General features: G+C 36.4%; 23 protein-coding genes and 4 tRNA genes. 1 reads left to right on the top strand and 26 read right to left on the bottom strand.

Translation table 11 applies throughout. The annotated features are described in order from the left end of the window. Window positions 1-19: 19 nt before the first annotated feature. From PQF83_RS19005 to PQF83_RS19120, 24 genes are all read right to left on the bottom strand, one after another. On the bottom strand, window positions 20-898 hold the full coding sequence (locus PQF83_RS19005) for a radical SAM/SPASM domain-containing protein (protein ID WP_000713636.1): 879 nt from the start codon (window positions 896-898) through the stop codon (window positions 20-22). A gap of 136 nt (window positions 899-1,034) precedes the next feature. Continuing rightward, the gene (gene rlmH, locus PQF83_RS19010; RefSeq protein WP_001027003.1) at window positions 1,035-1,514 is read right to left on the bottom strand and encodes a 23S rRNA (pseudouridine(1915)-N(3))-methyltransferase RlmH; all 480 of its coding nucleotides are present in this window, start codon (window positions 1,512-1,514) and stop codon (window positions 1,035-1,037) included. A gap of 59 nt (window positions 1,515-1,573) precedes the next feature. Continuing rightward, window positions 1,574-1,759, bottom strand: coding sequence for a CxxH/CxxC protein (locus PQF83_RS19015; RefSeq protein ID WP_001052827.1), 186 nt, complete (start codon window positions 1,757-1,759; stop codon window positions 1,574-1,576). Window positions 1,760-1,812: 53 nt separating this feature from the next. Further along, on the bottom strand, window positions 1,813-2,988 hold the full coding sequence (locus PQF83_RS19020; protein WP_272792307.1) for a S1C family serine protease: 1,176 nt from the start codon (window positions 2,986-2,988) through the stop codon (window positions 1,813-1,815). A 63-nt stretch (window positions 2,989-3,051) separates the two neighbouring features. Beyond that, the gene (locus PQF83_RS19025; protein WP_000522836.1) at window positions 3,052-3,846 is read right to left on the bottom strand and encodes an MBL fold metallo-hydrolase; all 795 of its coding nucleotides are present in this window, start codon (window positions 3,844-3,846) and stop codon (window positions 3,052-3,054) included. Beyond that, complete coding sequence (locus PQF83_RS19030; RefSeq protein ID WP_000383724.1) at window positions 3,830-4,672, bottom strand: two-component system regulatory protein YycI; 843 nt, start codon at window positions 4,670-4,672, stop codon at window positions 3,830-3,832. The genes PQF83_RS19025 and PQF83_RS19030 overlap by 17 nt, the downstream gene beginning before the upstream one ends. Continuing rightward, complete coding sequence (locus PQF83_RS19035) at window positions 4,653-5,969, bottom strand: YycH family regulatory protein (RefSeq protein ID WP_000061587.1); 1,317 nt, start codon at window positions 5,967-5,969, stop codon at window positions 4,653-4,655. The genes PQF83_RS19030 and PQF83_RS19035 overlap by 20 nt, the downstream gene beginning before the upstream one ends. Beyond that, window positions 5,966-7,807, bottom strand: a complete 1,842-nt coding sequence (gene walK / locus PQF83_RS19040; RefSeq protein ID WP_000755380.1) for a cell wall metabolism sensor histidine kinase WalK — start codon at window positions 7,805-7,807, stop codon at window positions 5,966-5,968. The genes PQF83_RS19035 and walK overlap by 4 nt, the downstream gene beginning before the upstream one ends. 3 nt (window positions 7,808-7,810) lie before the next feature. Beyond that, entirely contained in the window at window positions 7,811-8,518 is a 708-nt protein-coding gene (walR, locus tag PQF83_RS19045) for a cell wall metabolism DNA-binding response regulator WalR (protein ID WP_000971872.1), read from the bottom strand. A 403-nt stretch (window positions 8,519-8,921) separates the two neighbouring features. Next, window positions 8,922-8,994: transfer RNA gene (locus tag PQF83_RS19050), tRNA-Phe, on the bottom strand. Window positions 8,995-9,035: 41 nt separating this feature from the next. Further along, a tRNA-Asp gene (locus tag PQF83_RS19055) sits at window positions 9,036-9,111 on the bottom strand. A gap of 21 nt (window positions 9,112-9,132) precedes the next feature. Then, window positions 9,133-9,204, bottom strand: a tRNA-Glu gene (locus tag PQF83_RS19060). 13 nt (window positions 9,205-9,217) lie between these two features. Next, window positions 9,218-9,293, bottom strand: a tRNA-Lys gene (locus PQF83_RS19065). A 140-nt stretch (window positions 9,294-9,433) separates the two neighbouring features. After that, a complete protein-coding gene (locus tag PQF83_RS19070) occupies window positions 9,434-10,723 on the bottom strand; it encodes an adenylosuccinate synthase (RefSeq protein WP_000100224.1) in 1,290 nt (429 codons plus the stop codon). Between the two features lie 215 nt (window positions 10,724-10,938). Next, window positions 10,939-12,300, bottom strand: a complete 1,362-nt coding sequence (dnaB, locus tag PQF83_RS19075) for a replicative DNA helicase (protein ID WP_001286244.1) — start codon at window positions 12,298-12,300, stop codon at window positions 10,939-10,941. Window positions 12,301-12,327: 27 nt separating this feature from the next. Further along, complete coding sequence (rplI, locus tag PQF83_RS19080; RefSeq protein WP_000864231.1) at window positions 12,328-12,774, bottom strand: 50S ribosomal protein L9; 447 nt, start codon at window positions 12,772-12,774, stop codon at window positions 12,328-12,330. Beyond that, window positions 12,771-14,744 (bottom strand): DHH family phosphoesterase, encoded by a 1,974-nt coding sequence (locus PQF83_RS19085; protein WP_001113897.1) that lies wholly within the window; start codon window positions 14,742-14,744, stop codon window positions 12,771-12,773. Before PQF83_RS19085 ends, rplI begins: the two co-directional genes overlap by 4 nt. A gap of 78 nt (window positions 14,745-14,822) precedes the next feature. Further along, on the bottom strand, window positions 14,823-15,758 hold the full coding sequence (locus PQF83_RS19090; protein ID WP_001246427.1) for a YybS family protein: 936 nt from the start codon (window positions 15,756-15,758) through the stop codon (window positions 14,823-14,825). An 80-nt stretch (window positions 15,759-15,838) separates the two neighbouring features. Then, window positions 15,839-16,072, bottom strand: coding sequence for a 30S ribosomal protein S18 (rpsR, locus tag PQF83_RS19095; RefSeq protein ID WP_000918873.1), 234 nt, complete (start codon window positions 16,070-16,072; stop codon window positions 15,839-15,841). A 45-nt stretch (window positions 16,073-16,117) separates the two neighbouring features. Further along, the gene (ssb, locus tag PQF83_RS19100) at window positions 16,118-16,639 is read right to left on the bottom strand and encodes a single-stranded DNA-binding protein (RefSeq protein WP_000981967.1); all 522 of its coding nucleotides are present in this window, start codon (window positions 16,637-16,639) and stop codon (window positions 16,118-16,120) included. A gap of 26 nt (window positions 16,640-16,665) precedes the next feature. Next, a complete protein-coding gene (gene rpsF / locus PQF83_RS19105; RefSeq protein WP_001233779.1) occupies window positions 16,666-16,956 on the bottom strand; it encodes a 30S ribosomal protein S6 in 291 nt (96 codons plus the stop codon). A gap of 191 nt (window positions 16,957-17,147) precedes the next feature. Next, on the bottom strand, window positions 17,148-18,248 hold the full coding sequence (ychF, locus tag PQF83_RS19110) for a redox-regulated ATPase YchF (protein WP_000524669.1): 1,101 nt from the start codon (window positions 18,246-18,248) through the stop codon (window positions 17,148-17,150). 115 nt (window positions 18,249-18,363) lie between these two features. Beyond that, the gene (locus tag PQF83_RS19115; protein WP_000436051.1) at window positions 18,364-18,561 is read right to left on the bottom strand and encodes a DUF951 domain-containing protein; all 198 of its coding nucleotides are present in this window, start codon (window positions 18,559-18,561) and stop codon (window positions 18,364-18,366) included. 20 nt (window positions 18,562-18,581) lie between these two features. After that, entirely contained in the window at window positions 18,582-19,463 is an 882-nt protein-coding gene (locus tag PQF83_RS19120) for a mechanosensitive ion channel family protein (RefSeq protein WP_000382911.1), read from the bottom strand. 259 nt (window positions 19,464-19,722) lie between these two features. Between PQF83_RS19120 and yyaC the strand changes: the two genes are divergently transcribed. Beyond that, window positions 19,723-20,319 carry a spore protease YyaC gene (gene yyaC, locus PQF83_RS19125; protein ID WP_001020729.1) on the top strand — a complete coding sequence of 199 codons (597 nt, stop codon included), beginning with the start codon at window positions 19,723-19,725 and terminating at the stop codon, window positions 20,317-20,319. Between the two features lie 20 nt (window positions 20,320-20,339). Here the strand turns inward: yyaC and spo0J are convergent, their stop codons facing one another. Together spo0J and soj are read right to left on the bottom strand one after the other, a co-directional pair. Next, window positions 20,340-21,191, bottom strand: a complete 852-nt coding sequence (gene spo0J, locus PQF83_RS19130; protein WP_001051838.1) for a stage 0 sporulation protein Spo0J — start codon at window positions 21,189-21,191, stop codon at window positions 20,340-20,342. Beyond that, window positions 21,184-21,945: a sporulation initiation inhibitor protein Soj gene (soj, locus tag PQF83_RS19135; protein WP_000516114.1), complete on the bottom strand. Its 762-nt coding sequence runs from the start codon at window positions 21,943-21,945 to the stop codon at window positions 21,184-21,186. Before soj ends, spo0J begins: the two co-directional genes overlap by 8 nt. Between the last annotated feature and the right edge of the window lie 77 nt (window positions 21,946-22,022).

Genomic DNA, 22,022 nt, shown 5'->3' on the forward strand with positions numbered 1-22,022 from the left:
ATGAGGGCTTATTTCATATTTACTTTCCAAATCTTTTACGGTATCCACATTTTCTACATAGCTCTTCAACTGCAACTCTTCTGGAAAATCCATCAACAATGTTTGTTGCTCTTTCGCCTTCTATAATGTTAGAGAATGAATCATTATTAATATTTCCAAGGTTAATAATCCCTTCACCATCTAAACAACAAGGAATAACCGTTCCGTTCGCTAAAATACCAGCTTGATTTCGAAGCCCATGACAGAATCCTTTTCCATCATCCTCTTCTTCATGCAATGCTGGCCACTGGAATTCATAGTCTTGATTAATAAAGACACGTTCCGCAATTTTTATACCTTTTCCTGGTGTAAGCTTCTCTTCAATTTGATAAGATAAATTAAACTCATTTTCAATGATAGATAATAACTCTCTATTCTTCTGGATTTCAGCATTTGTTTTATTATCCTGCGTTAAGTTCCATAATCTAAGTGAAACGATTAAATCCGATTGACTTGTCGCCTCTCTAATGAAGGAAAGTATACTTCTTACATACCCCTCTTTGTCTTGTGAACCTGGGTGCCCATCAAAACTATGCAGTGAAAAATTCATTTGTCTTAAAGCAGGCTTATTTAACAATCTATGCCTTCTCTTATTAATTAACGTTCCGTTCGTTGTAATATTAACTTTAAACCCTTTTTCATGGCTTAAATCTAACAATTGATCTATTTTTGGATGCAGCAACGGCTCACCCTTCACGTGCAAATAAATGTAGTCTGTGTGTGGTTTAATTTGGTCTAACCTTTTCGCAAAATCCTCCACAGAAATGAATTGCTTCTGTCTTTCCGTCGGCGGACAAAAGCTGCACGCAAGATTACATACACTCGTAATCTCCAAGTAAAATTTCTTAAACTTCTTCACCTTTAACTCCTCACTTCTATGACTACTTATACTTTTTCCTCTTCATATTACAGCATACTTTTTTAGAAATAGAAACATACTTATTTTAGGAAATATAGAAAACGGCCACATCTGTAGCCGTTTGAATGTACTATTACTATTTATGATACGGTTCTCCACGATTAATCCGAAACGCCCTATACACTTGCTCAAGCAATACTAATCGCATTAATTGATGTGGTAACGTCATCTTTGAAAAAGAAAGAGATTCATTTGAACGCTTCATTACTTCTGAACTTAGTCCAAGTGATCCGCCAATTACAAAGGCAACTTTACTCTTCCCATATGTAGCAAGACGATCTAAGCTTACTGCAAATTCTTCTGATGATTTTTGCTTTCCTTCTATCGCTAACGCAATGACATGCGTATCATCAGAAATTTTATCTAGTATACGTATACCTTCTTTTTCTTTTACAATTAACATTTCTGCTTCACTTAAATTTTCTGGTGCCTTTTCATCTGGCAATTCAATTACTTCTACTTTTGCGTATGCAGATAATCGTTTTAAGTATTCTGCTATACCTTGTTTTAAATATTTTTCTTTTAATTTCCCAATTGAAATAATCGAGATATTCACACGTATTCCCCACCTTACAAACATGTTATCCACATAACTTATCCACATATCCACAATTGTTACCCACATATTGTGTGAGAATCTGTGTTCGATACAACATATGTCGCCTCATTTTGACAAAATTCACATGTTTTTTTCTCTTTTTCTGAGTTATCCACATTGTTAATAACTGGCGCGACTTCACACTCATCCACAATAATATCTAAAGCTAATTCAACATGTTCTAAACAACAAGGTAAGTTCATATTCTTCACCTCACTTTTCTACAATAGAAAACAGGAGGTAGGCCCTCCTGTTTTTAATACTTTTGAATGCCTAGTTTAACCGTTGTTGTTGCTCGTTTTGTACCACGATAAAACGTAAGAGTCATTTTATCATTAATTTTTTTATCATATAAGGCCGTACGGAATCCGATAATATCGCGAACTGGTTTCCCATCTACTGCTACAATCACATCGTGTTCTCGCAAACCAGCATCTGTACCTGGCGAAGGGCTTTTCACATCTAAAATGCAAACTCCCTCTGTTACATTGCCTGGTAAATGCAATGTTTTTGACCAATAGTAGTTTGGAATTTCATTTAATGATCTCAGTTCAATTCCAACATACGGCCTTCTTACTTTTCCGTACTTCTCTAATTCATTCATAATTGGAACAGCTCTAGTAACAGGAATAGCTAGCCCAATTCCTTCTACTTCTTTTGCCGCAATTTTCATTGAGTTAATACCAATTAATTGGCCTGCTGCGTTTACAAGCGCACCACCACTATTACCCGGATTAATTGCTGCGTCTGTTTGCAATACTTCTACTTGCCAATCATAATGTCCATCTTGATCTAAATCTACAGGGACAATACGCTCATTAGCCGAGATAATACCTTGTGTGACGGTTCCAGAAAATTGGAGCCCGAGCGGGTTTCCAATCGCAATGACTGGTTCTCCTCTACGAACAGTATTAGAATCGCCAATCTCAATTACTTTTTTCACATGCTTTGCATCTATTTCTAGTACAGCCAAATCTGTGACCACATCGGTTCCTAATACCTTTCCAGGAACCTTCTTACCATCACTTAAACTTACTTCAATACGATTTGCTCCAGCAACAACATGATTATTCGTTACAATGTAAGCTTGACTATCTGTCTTCTTATAAATTACACCTGATCCCGTACCTGCTTCTGAATCTGCCTCTGAAAAATTATCTCGTTGAATATTAATAACTCCAACAACAGCTTCAGACGCACGATCAACAGCATCCACAAAACTAATTTGTTTAATGCCTTGAGCTTCCGCCATATTACTTCCACTTGCTTCAGCTTGCGGAAACGCGTCCGTATCATTTGAAAATAAAGGAGCTCCAAATGCAAATAAAGAAGCTCCTACAATTGTTCCTGCTATGCTAGAAATAACAATACCTTTATGCTTCTTTTTTCTTGCACGTTTCATACGATAATTTTCTTCATCAATAAAGGACATATTTGTTCACCTATCTTCCTGAAAACAACTATATTCACCTTTATTGTTTACTAAAATGAAGAATTATACGTATTGAATTTTTGTCGGCATTTTTGGATCTGTATCATGGATTTCAAAGGCTTCTCCCACTCCAAATCCCTTTTCCTCTAATACTTGTGATACTGACATACGTGCTAGTTCTTTCATGTTATTATCTAAACTTAAATGGGCTAAATAAATATGCTTTGTCTCATCTGTAATTACATCCGCCATCGCTAATGCAGCATCTTCATTACAAACGTGCCCCACATCACTTAAAATACGTCGTTTAATACTCCATGGATAACGTCCCATACGAAGCATTTCTACGTCATGATTACTTTCAAATACGAAAGCATTAGCTCCCTTAATAACACCTTTCATACGGTCACTCACGTACCCTGTATCTGTAATAAGGGCTAATTTTCTATTATTGTTATGAAAAGCATAGAACATCGGCTCTGCCGCATCATGAGACACCCCAAATGACTCGACCTCAATATCACCAAATGTTTTCACATCCCCAACTGAGAAAATAAACTTTTGCTCAGTTGGGATATTTCCTATTAAGTGTTCCATTGCATTCCATGTTTTCTCATTTGCATAAACAGGTAAATCATATTTACGTGCCAATACACCTAAGCCTTTAATATGGTCACTATGTTCATGTGTTACAAGAATACCCGATACATCATTTATATTTAATTCTGCCTGTTTAAATAAAGCCTCAGTTGCTTTACCACTTAAACCTGCATCGACGAGTAATTTTTTTTCATCTGTTCCTACATATAGCATATTTCCTGTACTTCCACTTGCAAGTACGCTAAAATGCAACCCCATTCTTTCTCACTCCAGTATGTTCATCAACCACTTGATTTTCCTTTTCGCCTAATTCCATAACTTGTCCTTCAATTGCATTTACAAAGAAGTCCTGCTTCTGCTCCGTCTTTAAGTTCCACGTTGGAGCAAGTACTTGGTTATTAGAAGTAGATGCGGTAAGGTTGGCATAACCAATTTGCGCTTCTTTTACATGTGTATTCCCATGAATTTTATTTTTTAAATACAGATTTTCTAAAGCAGTTTGGGCAGTAATAATTTCTTGCTGTTTCGTTTTTTCACTTTCGCCCATTTCTTTTAAATCTGTTAACATCGTCTGCGTGTACGACACAAGTTCATTTTTTTCATTTAATTCCACAACAATCATCGCCTGATCGTTATAGAAAATAGGCTTATCTTTATATTTTTGGAAGAAGTAAATTTTAGAATCTTTCATCGCTCCAAACTCATACTTTTGTCCATCCAATACATAGTTCTTCAAAAAATCATTATACTTATCTTTTGATAACGATTTTGTATTTAAAAAGGGCTCTTTTAGCTTACTTTCTATCTTGTACATATTTTGTATATGCGCCGTTTGATTTTTTAAAGACTGTATGTCTTCTTCTTTAAATGCCTTGTTTTCAGCCCTAATAAATGACTCTTTTTTCGGTTCTTTAGGGAAATTACCCATAGTAATTTTGTTTGCTTTTAATTCTTGATCTATCTTTGTTTCTGCAATAAGCTCCAATTGATTACTATCTTGCTTTTGAATGAATTGAAAAATGAGAAAGAGGTCCAAAACAAAAAAGGTCACAATAAATATGGTTTTAATCCGATCCCAATCCATTTAGTCCCCCCTCATTCCACTCATATATTTTTTGTTTGCCAGCTTCATCTTCAACAAACTTTACATACCAAATTGGCTGTAGTCGCGCTACTTGCCCATCTAGTGATAATTTGTATCCAATCCCAATGTCTTTAATGGATCTTTTATCTACCGTGGCATTATTTTCTAAGGATGCTATTACAACATGACCTGACGGAAGAGTAACCTTCTGCTCTATACCTTTCGTATTTAAAGAAAGCAACGGTCTTTCATATTCCATTACTTCTTCTGATCCCCATACTTGTCTCAATTCAGCTAATCCATCAGTATTGAATACGGGATATCCATCTTCCTGTAAGCGGAATACTGTCTGTCCTTTATTCATATAGTCCAAACGATATGAATCCAAACTCCCACTGTGACCATTTACAAAATCAAAACTTTTTTGTAAAAGCATTAAATTATCTGGCTTTTTCTCACTTAAAACAGAAGAATTTTTATACTTTAGCATATGCTGATCATTTTCAATCTCCATAGACCTAATACCATCTGTAAATATTTCTTTCGATCCCTCGATAATAGGGCTTAAATAACGTGGGTCACTAAAAAGAGCATTCTTAAATGTATCAACCGCCAAATTAGATGAAATATATGTTATATTACTTAATTCTGTCGTTCCATCTGGTAAAAATAGCTTTTTCATATCATTAATTTGATAGTCAAAATAAGGTTTCGCTGATACTATAAATTGATTTTGTGCATTTACAATATCTTTTAAATACACACCACTTAATTTTGCTTCATATATTCTAGAGTTATCACCATCGGAAACAAAATTAATTTTAATTTCTTGATCCCTACTTCTAGAAGGGTCAAGAATAATTCGATTAAAGTGTTTAGGCTTATCTATACTCTTTTCTTTCATACTAAACATAGATTTAACTGCATCAAATGGGATGTTGGTAGGGAAAATAAGTTCAATTTTCCCTTCACCATGCACATAAGAAAGAAAGTCAGCCTTAGCAATCGATATCTCTTTGAACTCATGTAATTCCCCTGCTTCCAAAGTTCTATAGATTGATTCTATATCTCCCTCTCTTTTGCTCCCGTAATGATTTTTATCTTTATGCACAATGATAGAAGTAGGGCGGACAACATCAGCGATTTTCGTTTGAGTATTTCCCTCATTCCCCTGTACAAATTTTGCGTTTTGCATAGATGTGGAATCTGGCACATACGTCCATAAGTTAAAAGTAAGAAATAGACTAATTACAACTAAATTAATTAAAACTATCGTTTTAACATTCTCCATACTCATTCCCATTCGTCCTCTTCATCTGCTGCCATAGGCAATGTGAAATAAATCGTTGTCCCTTTTCCTTCCTCACTCTTTGCCCAAATCGAGCCACCATGTGCCTCAATCATTTCTTTCGCAATTGCTAATCCAAGTCCTGTACCGCCCATTTGTCTTGAACGTGCTTTATCTACGCGATAAAAACGTTCAAAGATTTTATCGACGTTTTCTTTCGGAATACCCATTCCTTGATCACTTACACTAATCTCCAATAATTCTCCGCGATCACGTAAACGATATGTTACTGTTCCACCTTCTGGTGAATACTTTAATGCATTCGAAATAATGTTATACAATACTTGCGTAATTTTATCCGTATCCATATCAATAAATCGAGATTTTTTAGAGAAAGATCGTTTGAAGCTTACGTTTTGCTCTTTAGACATTTCAAAACGATCAATAATGTTATTAAAGAAGTCAGTAAAGTCGACCCATTCTTTCATTAAACGATGTTCTGTACTATCGAGTTTAGATAGTTGCAATAACGCATTTACAAGCCTAATCATTCTTTCTGTTTCTTCTTGTGTAACTGTTAAAAACTGGGGTGCAATATTTGGATCTTGCCACGCACCGTCTGTAAGTGCCTCTAAGTAACTGCGCATTGTCGTTAATGGCGTTCTTAATTCATGAGAGACGTTTGCTACAAACTCGCGGCGTTCTCTTTCTATACGCTCCTGCTCAGTCACATCATATAATACGGCAATTAAACCATTTGCTTTCCCTGTCTCTTTTTGAATAACAGAGAAACTAGCGCGTAAAATATATGGCTCATTTCTCGTACTAAAATCTAATAAAACAGAATCCGGCTCTTCGTATAAATGATCGAGCGTAAATTCTTCTTGTATTCCCAATACTTCTAAAACAGATTGATCGAGCGCCGTTTCACGCGAAACATTTAGCATCTTTTCCGCAGGATCATTTAATAAAATAATGTCCCCTTTTCGGTCAGTAGCAATTACTCCATCTGTCATATGTGATAATACGGATGACAATTTACGTCTTTCACTTTCTGTTGAAGAACGAGCTTGTTGTAATTTTTTTGATAAATTATTGAAAGATAATGCTAATTGTCCAATTTCATCATGGCTATGCACTTTTACTTTTCTTGAATAGTTTCCTTTTGCCATTTCAATTGCTTGTCTTCGCATATCAGAGATTGGTCTCGTAATCGTTTGAGCTAACAAAATTCCAAGTACAGCTGTTACGAGTAATGCAATAACGGTTCCGGTCGCAAAGATTTGATTAATATCCTTCATCTGCTTATAAACATCTTCCATGGATGCAACAACGTAAATAGCACCAAGTGCATCTTTGTTATTATCATCCATAATAGGAGTAATCATAACTTGTACACGATGACCTGTACGACCATCCTTCTCAATTTTTACTTCTGGTTTTTTTTGTACCAATACCCGCTGAACAGCTATATCAGTTGACGTTCTATTTACCTTGTTTTGCTTTGACTCATCTGAAATAGCGAGCAGCTTTCTATTCGCATCAAATACACTTACCTCTTGAATATCCTTCTTTCGATCAGAGGCAAATTTTCGAATGGAAGTTTTAATCGTTTCACCTGTTGATTCTGTCTCTGCTTTTGTATAACTTTTTTTAAACTCTTGTTTCAAGTTATACGATAATAAGTTCGTTTGTTGCGTTAAAGAATCTCTAAAACCTTGTACAAGACTCTTTTCTAACTCTCTTACGAAATATACCCCAATAACTTGCATAGCTATCAATATTAATAGCATATATATGAGTACAAATTTTAAATGAATAGATTGAAAAAAACCGACTTTCTTCATATACTATTCCTGCTCTGGGTCACGCAAGTAATACCCTACTCCACGTCTAGTGACAATTAATGTAGGATGACTTGGATTATCTTCAATTTTTTCACGCAGACGACGTACTGTTACATCCACTGTACGTACATCTCCAAAATAGTCATAACCCCAAACTGTTTGCAATAAATGTTCGCGTGTCATAACTTGTCCTAAATGTTTTGCTAAATAATGTAATAGCTCAAATTCACGGTGTGTAAGCTCAATATTTTCCTCACGTTTCGTTACACTATACGCATTTGGATTGATAACAATTGGTCCAATAACCATTTCCGTATTTTCTTCTTTTTCTGCCGCACCACCTTGCTGATGACGACGTAAATTCGCCTTCACGCGAGCAAGTAATTCCCTCGTACTAAATGGCTTCGTTACATAATCATCTGCGCCAAGCTCAAGTCCTAATACTTTATCAATTTCAGAATCCTTCGCTGTAAGCATAATAATCGGCATTTCTGAGCTTTTACGTATTTCACGGCAAACCTCTAAGCCATCCTTACCTGGTAGCATAATATCTAATAAAACCATATCTGGCTGTTCTTCAGTCGCTTTTTCAATTGCTTCATCACCATCGTGCGCCATTACAATTTCAAAACCTTCTTTTTCTAGGTTGAACTTCAAAATATCTGCAATCGGCTTTTCATCATCAACTACTAAAATTTTCTTTCCCATCATCGTTTATTTCCTCCTTATAAAGTGAAGCTTTAATCAACCCTCACCAATTGGGCTTTCACGGGCAGCCCTCCCTCCACCTAGCTTCTTTGCTTTCGCTGAATTTTAAGGTGGAGGCCTTACTGCCCATTAAATAGCGGGGTAAAAATATGGTCAATATCCCTAAACACATTGATGTCTACATAGTATGTCCCTATATGACCGCATCTTTTGCTTAAGTACTTTCTCCTCTATTCTCACAGACTCATGTATGATCCACTTTTACACGGAATCCTATACGATCTATAGAAAAACCTCTAGCTTCAACTGCTAGAGGCTCCTCATTCTATTTTAAAATAACTACTCAATTTTGTAAAATTACACAAATAAAAAGGATATTAAGTGGGCCCACTTAATATCCTGAGAGTGGCTCGGGACGGAATCGAACCGCCGACACGAGGATTTTCAGTCCTCTGCTCTACCGACTGAGCTACCGAGCCAAAACTATATATAAAACCACTAATGGTGGTATAAACAAAAGTGGCGGTCCCGACCGGGGTCGAACCGGCGATCTCCTGCGTGACAGGCAGGCATGTTAACCACTACACCACGGGACCAAAAATGAACATAAAAAAACATGACCCGTACGGGATTCGAACCCGTGTTACCGCCGTGAAAGGGCGGTGTCTTAACCACTTGACCAACGGGCCACGAAAAATAAAATGGTGAGCCATGAAGGACTCGAACCTTCGACCCTCTGATTAAAAGTCAGATGCTCTACCAACTGAGCTAATGGCTCATACTCACCAACGTCATATTTTCGTGACGACAAGATGTATCATAACATGTTTTATTTATTTTTTGCAATACCTTTTTTTATTTTTTATAAAAAACAAGAAAAAACTCATGCGGACATGAGTTTTTCCTTAAAAATATCAATTAAGCTTCGTATACGTTACGAACGATATTCGTTTGATTACGATCTGGTCCAACTGAGAACATAGATAATTGAATTCCTGTTAACTCAGAAACACGTTCTACGTATTTTCTTGCATTCTCAGGAAGTTCGTCTAATGATCTTACACCAGTAATATCTTCTGTCCAACCTGGAAGCTCTTCGTATACAGGCTCACATTTCGCTAAAATGTTTAAGTTTGCTGGAACTTCATCGATAACTTCGCCATTGTATTTGTAAGCAACACAAATTTTAAGAGTTGGAATACCAGTTAGAACGTCGATAGAGTTTAATGATAAATCTGTTAAACCACTAACACGACGCGCATGTCTTACAACAACGCTATCAAACCAACCTACGCGGCGTGGACGACCAGTTGTCGTTCCATACTCACGACCAACTTCACGAATTTGATGACCAATTTCATCATGAAGCTCAGTAGGGAATGGACCATCACCTACGCGGCTTGTATATGCTTTACATACACCTACAACGCGAGTAACTTTTGCAGGGCCAACTCCAGTTCCAACTGTTACACCACCAGCAATTGGGTTAGAAGATGTAACGAACGGATACGTACCGTGGTCGATATCAAGCATAACACCTTGTGCACCTTCAAATAATACACGGTGATTATTATCTAATGCATCATTTAATACAACAGACGTATCACACACATATTGCGCGATTTGTTGTCCGTACTCGAAGTACTCTTCGAAGATTTCTTCTACACTGAAACCTTCTGTATCGTACATTTTTTCAAACAAACGATTTTTTTGTGCTAAATTGCGCTCAAGCTTCTCTTTAAATGCTTCACGGTCTAAAAGATCAGCCATACGAATACCAATACGAGCAGCTTTGTCCATGTATGCAGGACCGATACCTTTTTTCGTTGTACCGATTTTGTTATCACCTTTACTTGCTTCTTCTAACTCATCTTGTTTTAAGTGATAAGGCAAAATAACGTGCGCACGGTTACTTACGCGTAAATTATCAGTACTTACACCACGATCGTGTAAGTATTTTAACTCTTCAAGTAATGCTTTCGGATCTACTACTAAGCCGTTTCCGATTACACAAATTTTCTCTTTATAGAAAATACCAGATGGAATTAAGTGTAATTTATATTTAACTCCGCCAAAAACAATTGTATGTCCTGCGTTATTTCCACCTTGATATCTTGCAACTACTTCCGCATGCTCAGAAAGAAAATCAGTGATTTTACCTTTTCCTTCGTCGCCCCATTGTGTTCCTACAACTACTACTGAAGACATTATTAAAGCACCTCCGCAATTTTCAAACGATCTATTCAAACAATATAATTGTACCAAAACCGAAAAAGAAGTCAACCAAAAAGCGAACATTTTTTTATCAAAAAACTTTTTCGTTCGTAAGAATTATATTTTCACACTATGAAAGCCTTATCTTTTCTATAAAAAAAAAGAAACACATCTTATTATAAGAAATGCGTTTCTTTTTTATACTATCGTTATGCCGGCGGCGCATGTCCATCTTCGAAACGACGTTCTAAGTTAACGAACTTATTGAACTCTTTAACGAATGCGAGCTCTACTGAGCCTACTGGACCATTACGCTGCTTTGCAATAATAATTTCAATCGTATTTTTATTTTCCGTTTCTCGATCATAGTAATCTTCACGATATAGGAAGGCTACGATATCGGCATCCTGCTCGATACTTCCCGATTCACGAATATCAGACATCATCGGACGTTTATCTTGACGAGATTCTACACCACGAGATAACTGTGACAAGGCAATAACAGGAACTTGTAATTCACGCGCAATCCCTTTTAGTGTACGAGAAATCTCAGATACTTCCTGCTGACGGTTCTCTCCTGATTTCCCACTTCCTTGAATAAGCTGTAAGTAGTCAATCAAGATCATACCAAGACCCTGTTCTTGTTTTAATCTACGACATTTTGCTCGAATCTCATTTACTTTAATCCCCGGCGTATCATCAATATAAATACCAGCATTAGAAAGGCTACCCATTGCCATCGTTAATTTCGCCCAATCATCAGAAGTTAACGATCCGGTACGAAGTCTTTGTGCATCAATATTCCCTTCTGCACAAAGCATACGCATAACAAGCTGATCAGCACCCATCTCTAGACTAAAAATCGCTACATTTTCATCCGTTTTCGTCGCTACGTTTTGTGCGATATTTAATGAAAATGCCGTTTTACCTACCGACGGACGTGCCGCTACGATGATTAAATCATTTCGCTGGAACCCTGCCGTCATCTTATCTAATTCAGTAAATCCAGTCGGTATCCCGGTCACTTCACCTTTTTGATTATGCAAAAGTTCGATTTTATCGTAAGCATCTACAAGAACGTCTTTAATATTTTGGAATGCTTTCGCATTCGTCTGATGAGATACTTCTAATATTTTTTTCTCAGCCTCATTTAAAAGACCATCCACATCATCTTCTCTCTCATATCCATCAGACACAATATGAGTCGCCGTTCGAATTAAACGACGTAACAGTGCTTTTTCAGCGATGATTCTTGCATAATACTCTACGTTAGCAGCAGTCGGAACAACTTCTGCTAATTCTGCTAAGTAAGAAACCCCACCAACTTCTTCTAGTAATCCTTGATCAGCCATTGCTGACGTCATCATTACTAAGTCAATTGGCTCCCCCTTATCAGATAAACCAAGCATGACTTCAAAAATCTTTTGATGTTTCGTTCGATAAAATGAGTCAGGTACTAATAGTTCCGATGCCGATGTTAACGCATCCTGATCAATCAATATAGCACCTAAGACTGCCTGCTCAGCTTCTATATTATGCGGAGGGGTACGATCAGCCATTACATCACTCATACGCAATCCTCCTTGCTTAACTTAGTTTTATTGTTCACTAACATGAACTTTTACTGTTGCTGTTACTTGCGGATGCAATTTCACAGTAACGTTTGTATAGCCTAATGCACGAATTGCATCATCCATTTCAAATTTACGCTTATCAAGTTTAATATTGTGAGATTTTTGCATTGCATCTACGATTTGTTTACTTGTGATTGAACCGAATAGACGGCCACCTTCTCCAGATTTAGCCTTTAATTCTACAGTTAATTTCTCTAACGTTTCTTTTAATTGTTTTGCATTTTCAAGCTCTGCTGCTGCATCTTTTTCTTCTTTGCGCTTTTGAGCTTCTAAAGTTTTCATACTGCTATTCGTCGCTTCAGCAGCTAATCCTTGTTTTAGTAAGAAGTTATTTGCATAACCATCTGGTACGTTTTTTACTTCCCCTTTTTTCCCTTTACCTTTTACGTCTTTTAGAAAAATTACTTTCATGATTGTGTGCCTCCCTGTAAATAGTCATCAATAACAAATCGAAGCTTCTCCTCAGCTTCATCTACTGTAACATTTTTCATTTGTGTGGCTGCATTCGTTAAATGCCCGCCACCACCTAAGTTTTCCATAATTAGCTGCACATTCACTTCACCTAAAGACCTGCCGCTAATTCCAATGAAATTCTCGCCACGTTTTGCAATAACAAATGATGCAATAATTCCTGTCATTGTTAATAATGTGTCCGCTGATTGCGCAATAAGCACTTGATCGTAGTAATCATCGCTATCAACTTTTGCAATCGCAATTCCATTTTTATAAATGTACGCATTTTTAATAGCTTTTGCAACCCGTAAATACTGATCCATATCTTCTTTTAAAAGCTCTTGTACAAGTACAGTATCTGCACCGTGTGAGCGTAAATAAGAAGCAGCATCAAACGTACGAGCACCTGTCCGGAATGTAAAGCTTTTCGTATCAACAATAATACCTGCTAATAATGCTGTTGCTTCTAACATTGTCATTTTTAAATTTTTCGGTTGGTATTCAAGTAATTCTGTAACAAGTTCCGCCGTGGAAGAAGCGTATGGCTCCATGTAAACAAGCAATGGATCTTCAATAAAATCTTCTCCTCGGCGATGATGGTCAATAACAACTACATTTTCAATTTTGCGTAACAGCTTTTCTTCCATCACCATTGAAGGCTTATGCGTATCAACAACAACAAGTAATGAATCATCATTTGCAAATTCCATCGCTTGTTCTGGTGTAATAAAGTGAGACCATAACTCTTCATTTTGTTTCACTTTATCCATTAAACGCTTAATTCCCTTATCAGAATCATTTTCATCGAGCACAATATATCCTTTGCGCTCATTTAATTGCGCTACCTTTAAAATACCAATCGCAGCACCAATTGCGTCCATATCAGGAGCCCTATGCCCCATTATAATGACATTGCTACTTTCTAATACTAAATCCTTTAATGCATGCGAAATCACTCTGGCACGTACACGAGTACGTTTTTCCACCGGATTTGTCTTACCACCATAAAACTTAACTTTACCTGTCGCTTGTTTAATAGCTACTTGATCTCCACCACGCCCAAGCGCAAGGTCTAGACCTGATTGAGCCATCGCCCCAAGCTCGGATAAAGGTAAATCACCTGATCCAACACCTACACTTAATGTAAGTGGTATATTCCTTTTGGATGTTTCTTCACGTACTTGGTCTAGAATACTAAATTTCCCTTTCTCCATCTGCGCTAAAATACTTTCATTTAGTACAACGAAGAATCTTTCCGAAGATGCACGTTTTAAATATGCCCCATACTTAACGGCCCATTCATTTAGACGGGATGTCACAAGACTTGTTATATTCGTACGTAATTGATCATCTAATCCTTGTGTAACTTCATCATAATTATCTAAATAAATGACAGCTAAAACAGTACGTTGATCCTCGTACATCTTTTCAATCTCTGTTTGTTCTGTTACATCAAAGAAATAAATTAACTTTTCTTCTTTCCTTACAAAGACACGAAACTTTCGATTATTTAAAGAGACTATATCATCGGATGTTTCTCCCTTAATAAAAAGAAGTAACGTTTCTGATACATCATAAAGGTGCCATCCAGCTAATGCATGCTGCCCCAGACATGAAGATAAATAAGGATTTGCCCAATCAATCCCATAATCCTTATTGTATAACAAAATACCAATCGGCATCTGGTTAAATGCCTCATTACTCACTTTCTTTACCCTTGTAATCATATCTGTCGTATGTTTTTCAAAATTCTTTTGGAAAGTAAGTTCAAATCGTACAACAACAAAAAGGACGATACAAAAAATAAAGAAGGAGACTATCCCCATTAGTAAATGAAAATAACAGAGGATTGAAATGAGCACAAACACAAAAAATGCCAATACGTAAACAGGATATAAAAACCACTGTTTCTTATAAAATTCAGGCATGTATACAACTCCTATAAAGTAAAACTAACTTATCTTCCAGTTAGTAATACAGATTAAAATAGTATAAGGAATATTATTTTATCCTCCTATTTTAGAACGCAATGAAATCCCTAAATCAATTATACCTAAGATTGTCACAAGAGGAAACAGCATCGGGATAAACATGCAGGCGATAAAACTAATAATAGGAACCCCTTTCGTAAAACCTTTGCTATGCGCCAGAAAAGCGATAAACGTCAAACCTTGCAGCACGAGTAGTAAAGCAAATATGACATATAGGTTAGAAAATACCATATGTAAATATGATGTCGGTTCTACTTTTATAAAAGTTGATAGCAAAATAAATACAACGTAATACCAAACAATACTCTTTGGTAATTGTATATCCTTAAATTTAGGCCAAGGTATGACATCGTGTTTTAACTTTCTCAAAACACTACCTGATATCATAACTGTAATCCAAGAAAAACATACTGAGACCATGACAAGTAAACTTGGGAATAACGTTTGTAACACATCATTAAATTGTGCAAATAGCTCTTTTTGCTCTTTACTAATAGGCATGCCCGCAGCTGTAACTATCTTTTCGCTTTGCGCCATACTTTCATTAAACATATTTTGCATTTGCTTCATTAAATCTATGTTAAAAAACTTTATACTCGCAACATAAATGAGCATAATACCAATTAAGTAAGCAAGCGTCCCTGCCATCAAAATTTCTACTGGCTTCTTTTGTTTTTTATACATATGTCCTAAAACGATACCTATTAATCCAAACATAGTTGTCTTTACTAGGTTCATCGGTTGACTAACAATAACAGTAATAAAAAGCGCTGCCGTAAAAATTACAAAAGCATTAGATATTTTATATCTTATCGTTAGCAATATAAATGGCAACGGCAACGCAAACGTTACAACTGTGCCTAAAATTGGAACATACATAGATATAAGCAATAACATTGCATATATTGCTAACAACGCCGCACCTTCAGTAATAAATTTCGTATTCCTCATCATCTAACCTCTCTTTCAAAAAAGAAAAGCATAGCAAAATGCACAGTAGAGTCCGACTCTACTGTGCATTTCATACGCTATTATTCACCAACATATGGTAAAAGTGCCATTTGACGAGCACGTTTAATTGCAACTGTAAGTTTGCGTTGGTATTTTGCGCTTGTTCCTGTTACACGACGAGGTAAAATTTTACCACGCTCAGAAACGAAACGTTTTAATAAATCAACATCTTTATAATCGATGCGAGTGATGCCGTTAGCTGTGAAGAAACACACCTTACGACGTTTCGCACGTCCACCTTTGCGTCCTGCCATGTCTATTTCCCTCCATTCTTTGTTAAAACTAACAAATTTACTGTATTAGAACGGTAAATCGTCGTCGGAAATGTCGATCGGTTGACCTACATTTGAAAATGGATCGTCATTCTTCGTAAATCCAGAGTTTCCTTGGTTACCTTGGTTGCCTGAATTACTAGATTGACCAAATGGGTTAGAGCTTTGGTTACCGAAACCAGCTCCTGATGGTTGCTGATTAAATGAACCACGTTGCTCCCCACCGCCATTACGCGGCTCTAAAAATTGTACGCTTTCCGCAAGAACTTCTGTTACATATACACGTTTACCATCTTGTCCCTCGTAATTACGAGTTTGAAGACGCCCATCTACGCCTGCTAAGCTACCTTTTTTCAAATAATTTGCTACGTTTTCTGCTTGTTTACGCCATATTACACAATTAATAAAGTCAGCTTCACGCTCACCTTGTTGATTCGCAAATGCGCGATTCACAGCTAACGTAAAAGTAGCTACTGCAACACCATTGGGCGTGTAACGTAAGTCAGGGTCCTTAGTTAAACGACCAACGAGGATAACACGATTCATCAATCGAACCACTCTCCCTTATATATCAATTATTTTTCTTCTTCTTTAACAACGATATGACGAAGGATATCTTCGTTGATCTTAGCTAAACGATCGAATTCGTTAATCGCTTCTGCGTTAGCATTCACGTTTAAGATCATGTAGAAACCTTCACGTAAGTCGTTGATTTCGTAAGCTAAACGACGCTTACCCCACTCTTTCGTGTTAATGATTTCTGCACCATTGTTTGTTAAAACACCTGCAAAACGTTCAACTAAAGCTTTTTGAGCTTCTTCTTCAACGCCAGGACGAATGATGTACATAATTTCGTACTTTCTCATTACACTTTCACCTCCTTTTGGTCTAAACGGCCCGTAATGGGCAAGGAGCAATTAATTTATAGTAATTACTCACGAGTTTAGATTATATCATAGTAAGTTAGATGAATCAACTCACCCATACATAAAAAACTTGGCAAACACATAATATATTTGCCAAGTTCATATCTTTATTTTTCCTAGGAAATATTAAATTAAACGTTGAAACGGAAATGCATAACGTCTCCGTCTTTTACGATATACTCTTTTCCTTCTAAACGAACTTTACCAGCTTCTTTTGCAGCTGTCATAGAACCGTTTGTCATTAAGTCTTCGTAAGAAACTGTTTCTGCACGAATAAATCCACGCTCAAAGTCTGTATGAATTACGCCGGCACATTGTGGTGCTTTCATACCTTGTTTGAACGTCCATGCACGTACTTCTTGCACACCTGCTGTGAAGTAAGTAGCAAGTCCTAATAAATCATATGCAGCACGAATTAATTGATCTAAACCAGATTCCTCAATGCCCAGTTCTTCAAGGAAGACTTTTTTCTCTTCCTCGTCTAGCTCAGCAATTTCTGATTCGATTTTTGCACATACAACGATTACTTGAGAATTTTCATTTGCAGCAAATTCTTTTACCATTTGTACGTATTTGTTTTCAGAAGGATCGATAACATCGTCCTCGCTTACGTTTGCTACGTATAACATTTCTTTCGTTGTCAGTAAATGAAGACCTTTAACAATCTTCATTTGCTCTTCTGTAAATTCAACAGTACGAGCTGGTTTACCCTCTTCAAAAGCTTCTTTTAAACGTACTAAAATTTCATGCTCATATACTGCTTCTTTATCCTTTTGTCTTGCTAATTTCGCAACACGTTCGATACGTTTATCAACAGATTCTAAGTCTGCTAAGATTAGCTCTAAGTTGATTGTTTCAATATCATCAATTGGGTCTACTTTACCTGAAACATGCGTAATATTTTCGTCTTCAAAACAACGAACAACTTGGCAAATTGCATCTACTTGGCGAATGTGAGATAAGAATTTATTTCCTAAACCTTCACCTTTACTCGCACCTTTTACGATACCTGCAATATCAGTAAACTCAAATACAGTCGGAACAGTTTTTTTCGGTTCTACTAATTCCGTTAATTTATTTAAACGCTCATCTGGTACTTCTACAATTCCTACGTTTGGATCAATTGTACAGAATGGATAGTTTGCAGATTCTGCTCCTGCTTGTGTAATTGCATTAAATAAAGTGGACTTTCCTACGTTAGGTAATCCAACAATCCCAGCCGTTAATCCCATATTTTTCACTCCTATGTCTCAATCTTTCATCATTATAGATAGTAACGAAAAAAATGACAAGTTTCCTCCAAACGAAAAAAAGTAACAGCTACCCACTGTAACTGTTACTTTCTCTCTATTCTTCGTGCTTCACAAGTATTTTTTTCACCTTACGATCAAACTCTCTTCGAGGAATCATTACTGAATGGTCACATCCCTCGCACTTAATGCGGATATCCATTCCCATACGAATAATCTTCCAACGATTCTCCCCACATGGGTGGGCTTTCTTCATTTCCACAACATCGTACAAGTTATACTGCTTTTGCTCCATTCTCCAAACCCCTCTCCATATTAAATTGCTTTTCCACTCACTAACTCTTCACGATTATATAAAACCATACGTGGATATGGAATTTCAATACCATGTAAATCTAGACGATTTTTAATTTCTTTACGAAGTGCCCTTGCAATAACTGCATGTTGCATCGGCTCTACTTCTGCAATAACACGTAATATAACTTCTGATGCAGCTAATGTTTGCACGCCTAATAACTGAGGCGTTGTTACCATTTGCTCATATTGTGCAGGTAGTTCTTCTAATAATTCTTCAATGACTTGCTCTGCTTTTGCTATATCAGCCTCATACGAAATAGATACGTCAACAAATGCTACACTATTACTAACTGAATAGTTGGTAACCTGAACAATACTTCCGTTTGGTAAAGTATGAATTTCACCTGTCCAACTTTTCACTTTCGTTGTACGAAGTCCAATTTCTAAAACGACACCTTCAAACTGACCAATTTTCACATAGTCACCAACTGAAAATTGATCTTCTAACAAGATAAATAACCCTGTAATAACATCTTTCACTAAACTTTGAGCACCAAATCCGACTGCTAAACCAATTACCCCAGCACCGGCTAATAAACCTGATGCATTAATATTAAACACACCTAAAATCGCAATTAACATAATGAACATAACAACGTATGCCACAATATTTTCAAGTAACTTCGCTACCGTAACTGTACGACGTTCTGAAATTTGAATTGGAGAACGACTTCCCATACGAAACGCATTTCGTACAACCGCTCTTGCAATTCGCACTACAATTGCACCAATTGTTAAAATGATACATATTTTTAATGTCGCAATTCCAATATGAGCCCAACGATCAGCATCTAATAAATACTGTTTCGTAGCATTAAACCACTTCGTTAATACATCCATGTACCTCTACCTCTCCAGCCAAAATTTCTTTTTAGTTATCCTTCTTATTGTATCAGAAGTCTCCTAATTGCTGAAAAAATTTTATGTCTTTAATTCCATTTGTTAACCGCCATGCAGGTATAAAATGGAACGAATATATATATACTAGTACTATTATTTCCGTTCTCACTTAAGTTTTACAGCAAGTACGCACTTATAGTTTTCCATTTTACTCACCATATAACATATTTTGAAAATTTATTAAAAGGATGGGTGCTTCATGAATATTGGAAGTTTTCGCTTACCTTTTTTCGAAAAAGAAACTCAAAATGTTATGCACCAAGATTTAGAAGCCTCCGAGACAATTAGTAACTTCTTACTTTCCCATATCCCTATTAAAACTCATATACCAATCATTCTCGTTTGTATCGGAACAGATCGTTCCACAGGAGATGCACTCGGTCCGTTAGTCGGTACGAAACTAGAACAAGTAGGAATTACAAACTTCCAAGTTTTCGGCACACTAGATGAACCAGTACATGCGCTAAATTTAGAAGAAAAAATTCAGAATATACAGAAAGATAATCCTACTTCATTTATCATTGCGGTTGATGCTTGTTTAGGAAAATCTCAAAGTATCGGTTCCATCACTACCGGAATGGGGCCTAGTAAACCCGGAGCTGCGATGAACAAGAAATTACCAGCAGTTGGCGATTTACATATTCATGGCATCGTAAATCTAAATGGTTTTATGGAGTTTTTCGTCCTGCAAAACACAAGATTAAGTTTAGTTATGAAAATGGCTGATGTAATTGCACAAAGCATAAAAGAAACAGACCAAAAATTATCTGTATTAAAAAAAGCAAACCATCTATAAATAATAAGATGGTTTGCTTTTCAGTTTTGCTGCGCTAATAATTCTAAAATGCGATTTAAATCTTCTTTATTGAAAAATTCAATTTCGATTTTACCTTTTTCCTTTTTTGTTTCTTTAATTTTTACCTCTGTGCCAAACTTTTCTCTTAAGAACGTTTCGCGTTCTACGAAAAATATGTTTCTCTCTTTTTTTACTTGTTTTGTTTCACGTGAAACGCGTTGATTAATCTCCTGAACAATTTTCTCTAATTGACGAACATTTAATCCTTCTTTTTCAATTCGTTTCAGTAAAGATTTCAACTGTTCTTCATCTTTTATCGTAAGTAAAGTTCTCCCATGAGCCATTGAAAGTTGACCGTTTGCAATCATATCTTGCACAAAAGAAGGGAGGCTTAATAATCGCGTATAGTTTGCAATGTAAGGTCTACTCTTACCAAGACGTTTTGCTAATTGTTCTTGCGTCACATTTAGCTCATTCATTAACATTTGATATGCCATTGCTTCTTCCATTGGATTTAAATCTTCTCGTTGTAAGTTTTCAAGCAATGCAAACTCCATCATTTGCTGCTCATTTAATTGTCTTACAACGGCAGGTACTTTTTCGAGTCCCGCTTCTTTAGCAGCACGATATCTTCTTTCACCTGCAACAATTTCATATCCTTTAATACTCTTTCTAGCAATTAATGGTTGTAATATGCCGTGCTCTTTAATAGAGGCCGATAATTCCTGAATCGCCTCTTTATTAAAGTGTTTACGTGGTTGATATGGATTCGGTCTTAATTCAGTTATCGTAATCTCCTGAATTGTCTCTTCTTCTTTCACATCTAAATCAGGAAAAAACACATTGATTCCTCTTCCTAATCCTTTAGCCACCTGCAATCACTTCCTCTGCTAAATCTATATATACTTCTGCCCCTCTTGATTTAGCGTCATACTGCATAATTGGTTTCCCATGACTTGGTGCTTCACTCAAACGAACATTACGAGGGATAATCGAACGGTATACTTTATCTCTAAAGTATTTTTTCACTTCATCTATAACCTGAATCCCTAAATTTGTACGGGCATCTAACATTGTTAGCAATACACCTTGAATTGCTAGATTTTTATTTAAGTGCTTTTGCACAAGTCGAACTGTATTTAATAGCTGACTTAACCCTTCTAGTGCGTAATATTCGCATTGAACAGGAATAATAACAGAATCTGCTGCAGTTAATGCATTAATCGTTAATAACCCTAAGGACGGGGGACAGTCGATAATAATATAATCATATTCATCACGAACTGGCTGTAATGCCCTTTGCAAACGTACTTCCCGGGAAATAGTCGGTACCAATTCAATTTCAGCACCTGCTAATTGAATTGTAGCGGGTAGAACATCTAAGTTTTCAGTTGCGGTTTTCTGTATAACCCCTTGAACATCTGCATCTTCCACAAGAACATTGTAAATACATTGATCTAATTCGGATTTTTCAATTCCCACACCCGTCGTTGCATTTCCTTGAGCATCAATATCTACAAGAAGGACCTTTTTACCTACTTGTGCCAATCCAGCCCCTAAATTAACAGATGTTGTTGTTTTTCCAACGCCACCCTTTTGATTGGCTATAGCAATGATTTTTCCCATGATGTCACCTACTTTCAACCTTTCTATCTTATTCTAGTAACAATTACGTTTATTGTAACATGAAATAAAAGTTTTTC

The organism is Bacillus sp. FF-1, from assembly GCF_028548245.1.
Taxonomy (GTDB): Bacteria; Bacillota; Bacilli; order Bacillales; family Bacillaceae_G; genus Bacillus_A; species Bacillus_A paranthracis.

Bases quoted from the DNA above. Each gene is read 5' to 3' on its own strand.
- rplI (WP_000864231.1), bottom strand. From the start codon at position 12,774: ATGAAAGTAATTTTTCTAAAAGACGTAAAAGGTAAAGGGAAAAAAGGG.
- PQF83_RS19030 (WP_000383724.1), bottom strand. From the start codon at position 4,672: ATGGATTGGGATCGGATTAAAACCATATTTATTGTGACCTTTTTTGTT.
- rpsR (WP_000918873.1), bottom strand. From the start codon at position 16,072: ATGGCAGGACGCAAAGGTGGACGTGCGAAACGTCGTAAGGTGTGTTTC.
- PQF83_RS19115 (WP_000436051.1), bottom strand. From the start codon at position 18,561: ATGGAGCAAAAGCAGTATAACTTGTACGATGTTGTGGAAATGAAGAAA.
- rpsF (WP_001233779.1), bottom strand. From the start codon at position 16,956: ATGAGAAAGTACGAAATTATGTACATCATTCGTCCTGGCGTTGAAGAA.
- ychF (WP_000524669.1), bottom strand. From the start codon at position 18,248: ATGGGATTAACGGCTGGGATTGTTGGATTACCTAACGTAGGAAAGTCC.
- walR (WP_000971872.1), bottom strand. From the start codon at position 8,518: ATGATGGGAAAGAAAATTTTAGTAGTTGATGATGAAAAGCCGATTGCA.
- PQF83_RS19085 (WP_001113897.1), bottom strand. From the start codon at position 14,744: ATGCCTGAATTTTATAAGAAACAGTGGTTTTTATATCCTGTTTACGTA.
- PQF83_RS19020 (WP_272792307.1), bottom strand. From the start codon at position 2,988: ATGTCCTTTATTGATGAAGAAAATTATCGTATGAAACGTGCAAGAAAA.
- soj (WP_000516114.1), bottom strand. From the start codon at position 21,945: ATGGGAAAAATCATTGCTATAGCCAATCAAAAGGGTGGCGTTGGAAAA.
- PQF83_RS19090 (WP_001246427.1), bottom strand. From the start codon at position 15,758: ATGAGGAATACGAAATTTATTACTGAAGGTGCGGCGTTGTTAGCAATA.
- dnaB (WP_001286244.1), bottom strand. From the start codon at position 12,300: ATGAGTGATGTAATGGCTGATCGTACCCCTCCGCATAATATAGAAGCT.
- yyaC (WP_001020729.1), top strand. From the start codon at position 19,723: ATGAATATTGGAAGTTTTCGCTTACCTTTTTTCGAAAAAGAAACTCAA.
- walK (WP_000755380.1), bottom strand. From the start codon at position 7,807: ATGAAGAAAGTCGGTTTTTTTCAATCTATTCATTTAAAATTTGTACTC.
- PQF83_RS19015 (WP_001052827.1), bottom strand. From the start codon at position 1,759: ATGAACTTACCTTGTTGTTTAGAACATGTTGAATTAGCTTTAGATATT.
- PQF83_RS19070 (WP_000100224.1), bottom strand. From the start codon at position 10,723: ATGTCTTCAGTAGTAGTTGTAGGAACACAATGGGGCGACGAAGGAAAA.
- PQF83_RS19120 (WP_000382911.1), bottom strand. From the start codon at position 19,463: ATGGATGTATTAACGAAGTGGTTTAATGCTACGAAACAGTATTTATTA.
- PQF83_RS19035 (WP_000061587.1), bottom strand. From the start codon at position 5,969: ATGAGTATGGAGAATGTTAAAACGATAGTTTTAATTAATTTAGTTGTA.
- PQF83_RS19025 (WP_000522836.1), bottom strand. From the start codon at position 3,846: ATGGGGTTGCATTTTAGCGTACTTGCAAGTGGAAGTACAGGAAATATG.